General features: G+C 61.9%; 4 protein-coding genes. All 4 read right to left on the reverse strand.

What is annotated here, in order from left to right:
- Positions 1-2837 (reverse strand): type VI secretion system protein (locus AC1DLB_RS20175; protein ID WP_477785518.1); only part of this gene is annotated, 2837 nt, incomplete at its 3' end.
- The gene (locus AC1DLB_RS20180; protein ID WP_086946045.1) at positions 2834-3601 is read right to left on the reverse strand and encodes a DotU family type IV/VI secretion system protein; all 768 of its coding nucleotides are present in this window, start codon (positions 3599-3601) and stop codon (positions 2834-2836) included. The genes AC1DLB_RS20175 and AC1DLB_RS20180, both read right to left, overlap by 4 nt.
- 18 nt (positions 3602-3619) lie before the next feature.
- Entirely contained in the window at positions 3620-4951 is a 1332-nt protein-coding gene (tssK, locus tag AC1DLB_RS20185) for a type VI secretion system baseplate subunit TssK (RefSeq protein WP_064618253.1), read from the reverse strand.
- A gap of 85 nt (positions 4952-5036) precedes the next feature.
- Positions 5037-5366 (reverse strand): type VI secretion protein (locus AC1DLB_RS20190; RefSeq protein WP_477785519.1); only part of this gene is annotated, 330 nt, incomplete at its 5' end.

Consider the following 5366-nt stretch of genomic DNA (forward strand, 5'->3'; position numbering starts at 1 on the left):
GGCGAACTGGCGGGGTTCTGTTCTTTGTATTTGAGCAGTTCATCGTTGAGCGCACTGAACTGCGTCACCCGTTCGTAATCCAGCGCCGAGAGGTTCTGTTGCTGGACTTTCAGCCATTCCAGCGCCGAAGTGCGGCGTTCGGTGATGCCGAGCATGGTATTGAACTGCTGCTTGAGGCTCAGTTTCAGATCCTGAACGTCATTGGCGCCATACAGTTGCAGGCCGAAGTTTTTCGAGCCGTCCCACTGGCTGATTTCGGTGCGCCCGCTGAACAGCGGCTGGGCGACGATTTCATCGAGGCCACTGACGATGTCGGCCAGGGCGCGGCGGTTCAAAGCGGTTTGCAAACGCGTGGCCAGATCGCTGCGGCGCACTTCGACAAAAGCCTTTTGCAAGGCAATCGCCTGAGAGGCCTGCACATTGAAGACACCACTTTGGACCTGCGCATTGTGCTCGCGCAGGCTCGACAACATGGCCTTGACCACCGCGCCTTCGGCCGCTTGCAGCAACGCGCCGCGATACGCCGGGGGGATGCGCGGCAGCTCTTCGGCGGCATAACTCTTGTAACTGGCGAAGTAGTTCAGCGCACTGTCGAGGTCGTCGCCATCAACACCGCGCCCCTGTCCATCCGGGACGTCGGACTGATCCGCCTGCAAGGCGATGGCGACGAAATCACGCTTGAACAGTGCCTGCACCGCGTTGTTCAACTGCACCACATGCTCCTGCAAGACCAGTTGCCCGCTGCCTTGCTGAATCAGCAAATTGTCCCTGGCCCCGGCCTGGGTGATCCACTGGTCACGAAAGCTCTGCTGCAACTTCGACGCCTGTTGATCCAGTTGCTGTTCGACCTGCGGACCAAGCAATGTGCTTTGGCGCACCTTGTCCATCATCGCCCGGTAACCGGGCACCAGATCCTGTCCCTTGCCCCGGCTCCACGCCGAGTTGGTCAAGCCGACCAGCGCTTGCAGGTCGTCGATCAACGCCCGCAGATCTTCCAGCTCGGTGAGGGAATTGCCGCTGCCGACCTCTAGCCGCTCCAGGTGCAAACGTAGATAACCGGCCTGACGGACAAAGTTGTCAGCGAGAAAATACTGGTCCAGCCAGCGCTCCATGAGCCCGAGGAAGTTCTCCTCGATCTGCGCGCGCTCGACGGTCAGGTCAAGTGGTTTCAACTCACTGTTGTCGACATCCAGCAGCGCCCGGTTGTAAAAACCGGCGCGRTGCAACGTGCCAGCGTTGAGGTTCAGCGACAGGGCGTTGTTGCTCAGCAACACCAGGTCTTCGAGCGGCGCCTTGGTGTTGTTCAGCGCCTGACTGAACCACTGGTTCTGCTGCTCCAGACTCACCGCACGCTCGACCAGCTCCGTGGCCTTGACGTAGTTTTGCCATTGGGCCGGGTCTTCGCTTTCGACGTTGCCCCGTCGTTCGGTGTTGCGAATGGTCTTGAGTTGCGCCAGATCCGCGCTCAACAGATCGCGCAGCGGCAACAACAAGTGACTTTGTGCGGTCAGGCGCAATTCGTTCTCCAACTGCGCATCCAGCGAGGAGAACCAGGAGGTCGGAAACACCACCGAGGTGAAGCGCCAGCGCTGCGCCTTCTCCAGCACCCGCCAGAAACCCTGGACGTTGCGCCGGGTCGCCTCCAGCCGATGAGATTCATCCGTGACCGCCACGTAATTTTTCTGCGCCCCTTGCATCAGGCGCGACAACTCATGGGCATCCTTTTCCGAGTCCTGCCACACCCACAGCATGCCAGCGCCCCACAGCAGCGCGACCACCAGCGCCACCCCACCGGTCACGCGCTGCCAGCGCTGACGCAGGCGTAACAGACGCGGCACCACCTGAGCCAGACCGCGCTCGGCGACCACCCGCCGCTGCCACAGTTGCCGGGCGAAAGCGCTCTGCTGCAAGCCGGTGTCGTAGGCCGAAAACCCGTCGGCGCTGTCATCCGAGGGCTGGTTGGCGGTGAAATAAACCCCGCGAAAACGCGGTGCTTCGCCTTGCGCATTACCCTGGAAAACCGGTTCCAGCAAGGATTGCAGATTGCGCCGCAAGGCTTCGAAGCGTTCCGGCAAGCCGTACAGATCGACGCTCAATTGCCCGGACAAGGCGCCGATTTCGATGATCGATTCCGCCAGGGCCCGGTTGACCTGATCCAGCGCCTGATCGCTCCATTGCGCCTGCCACACCGCATCGGGCCCGTGGGGCGAGGACCAGCCGAGCGTACGTTCGCGAGCCTCGACCGGCAGCGCGCTAATCAACTCCTGAAAACCCGGCAACTCTTCCATGCCGGTAACGACCACGTACACCGGCAGACTCAAACCGAAGCGCTGCAATAGATCGATAAAACGTCGACGCGCCGCCAGGCCGAGGGCCGCCGCCTGCTCGGCATTACCCAGCCGACTGATCGGCACCGTCCAGATCACGCCGTCCAGCGGACGCTGACTGCGCAAGCGCAGGATCAAACCCAGCAAGCGCCACCAGCCACCCCGTTGCAGGTGCATGCCTTCATCCGGCAAAAACAGCGCCTGGGGCACCACCAATACGGCACCTTCGGGGTCCGACCACCAGCGACCGAACCAGCCCGGTTTGTCGGTGGGCTGCAAGCGCCACTGGGTGCACAACTGCGTGCCCTGAGTCTCGTTGCCGAGCATCAGCAGCCAGGGAATCTGGTAGCGATCCCGGGTGCCCTGCTCCTGCTCCATCTGCCGCACCGCCAGGTAAAAACTGCGGATCGCCGCGCCGCTTTGCGTGCGCAACCACCAGACCGCCACGGCGACAATCGCCAGCACCAACAGCACGACGATGATCAGGCCGATAATCCCCAGCGTGCTCATGAGTCTTGCTCCGAGGTGACCACCGAATCGGTCAGTTGCAAGACCGGTTCGAGCTCCTGGCGAATGTCACGCCAGAACAACTGCCCCAACCCGGTCAGCAGCAGGACCACGGCAAGAATTCCCAACCCCAGGCGAAAGCCATCGGGCAACGAAAGACGCACCGGCAATTGCAGCGGCGTCACCGCCGAAGGTTGTTCGAGCCGGGCGCTGACATCGGCATAATCCGCCTCGTGCTGCCAGGCAAAGGTGAACAGCGCCAGGCGCCATTTTTCATGCTGGGCCTGATTCTGTTCACCCCGCAGACGCCCCTGAAAGCCCAGCACCAGGCACTGCAAATAGACATTGGCCAGATCGCGAGTGGTAGGGATTTGCTCATCCAGCAGTTCCTTGATCGCCAACGGTATCCGCTCGCCGGCCTGACGACTGGAGTACATCCGCGATTCCAGGGGTTTATCCTGCCAGGCCGACTGGCCCGGCCACGGCGTGAACAGCAAGGTTTCATCGACCAGCGCGACAAAGGCATAGACCAGCGCTTTGACTTGTTCAGTGGCGGCGTCACCGACTTTGGCGAAGGCCGTTCGCCAGAGGCGTTGGGAGATTTGCGTGGAGAGTTCGACCACCGCTTCCACCAGCGCTTCGTCTTCGCTGTCCTTGGGCAACTGGCTCCAGTCCTGGGACCATTGCTGCCAGGCCTGGCGAAAAGCACTGCTCAGCGGCGCTTCGTTGAGGCCGCGTGTACCTGTCCCGGCATTCCCCTCAGACATATGACGTTCCTTCCTCGATCAAGCACTTTCACTCGCCTGGGCCACAAACAACACCACTTGCCATGGACTGCTGGCCAGCCTGGAAGCCGGTGCGGCAATCAGCAACGGCAACTGCCCGTCGAACCATTGGCCTTCGGCCGTCACCACGAACAACCGCGTATCGTCGCCGACGCCGTAGGCCACTTGCTCATTGCGACTCATGGCCTGATGGGACAAACCGCTCATGCGCTGACGGCTGAGCAATGGGATGTGCGGCTGCGAGGCGATGATCGCTCCGCTCAACCATTCGCTGGCGGCCTGTTCGCTGGCGCCATTGGGCATGCGCAAACCGATGACCAGCCGTTGGCTCGGTTGGTCGTCGGGCAATTGAATCGAGAAGGATTGTTCGTTGCGCTCGAACGCCAGGCTGCGATAGCCGGCGCGGATCAGTTCGAGGGTCTTTTCCAGCCAGTCGAGCACCGTTTCATAGCCGCGCTGCAACTCCAGAAAATCCAGCGGGGCGAACGCCGGAACACCCGCCAATGGATCGAGCGCCGACCAGGCGCCGGTCAGCCCGAGCAGCGAGCCATACAGCGCCTGCGGCGTGGCCACGCGACTGTTCAGCAGACCTTCGACTTCCGGCAACCGCGCCCACAGCGCGGTCAACTGACGCCGGATTTCCATCGAATCATCCTGATTGCCGGCCTGCTGCGCCTGGCGCAAGCGACCGGCGAGGAACATGCATTTCTCCCGCGCCCTGGCACACAGTCCCGCCACGCGCCGGCCCACCACCGATTCGGGTAACAGGCACGGCGTCGGTGGTGTGTAAGGCAACGCAAGAAAACCGCCGCCTTCCTTGCGAATTCTCAGCAGCGGCAGGCAGACCGAATCGGCCTTGTTCAGTTGCGTGCACAAACGCGGATTCGGGCGCCACACCGTGATCGATTCGGGGTACTCGCCGCTGGTGAGATCCGGTAGCGCATCGCCGACCACCGACTGCAATCGCCCCTTGAGCGGCAGTAACTGACCGGCACGCCACAGCGGACTGACCGCCAGGTAAACGGTGACAGTGGCGTTGTCCGTGGCGTCGATCGCTTCACTGACGTCGAGCTCCAGCATCGGCCCGACACCGGCCTGCAAATTGACCGGCAAACCGTCCGGCAACGTCGCCTGCAAATTGAGCAGGCGCACCAGCCCGGCGCTCAGTGCCGAGGGATCGAATTCAACGCGGGTCACGCCCCAGAACCACGGATTACATGCTTGGGCGAAATGCGCTACCAACGCCTCGGCCCGGAGCCCTTGCAACTGAAAATGCTGGGGCAGCAACTGCATGCCCTCATGCCAGCAAACCGCGTCAGGAAGCAGACTCATACGATTCCCTTCGACCTCTCGTGACGCCGCACCAATGGCGGCCTGGCTCCTACATGTCTGTTTACGCGCCTTAATCCCCCGGTGTTCAGTTCGGGGGATCGCTGACCAGTGTCATCTCGCGACTGTCGAACTTGAGCCAGGCGTTGCTTTGATCGTCCAGCCGCAACCGGTGTGCTCCGGGAGTGGTATAGCTGGCGAAGACTAAAAGTCCAGCCGCCCGCTTCCCCCCCAACGGAAAGGGTTGTTTGTCGATGAATTGACCCGGCACCAGCTCCAGTCCCCAGACTGTCATCAGCTGTCGGTAGTCGCGCTGATACTGCTCACGCTCGGCGAACCACTGGCGGGCGGTGATACCCGACAATTGCTTGAGCAGATCTGCGTCGTTCACCGCAATGAAGTCCACCGCAATCGGGGT

It is taken from the genome of Pseudomonas sp. 05N434 (assembly GCF_056396965.1).

Coding starts and splice junctions, on each gene's coding strand:
- tssK (WP_064618253.1), bottom strand. CDS start 4,951: ATGAGTCTGCTTCCTGACGCGGTTTGCTGGCATGAGGGCATGCAGTTG.
- AC1DLB_RS20180 (WP_086946045.1), bottom strand. CDS start 3,601: ATGTCTGAGGGGAATGCCGGGACAGGTACACGCGGCCTCAACGAAGCG.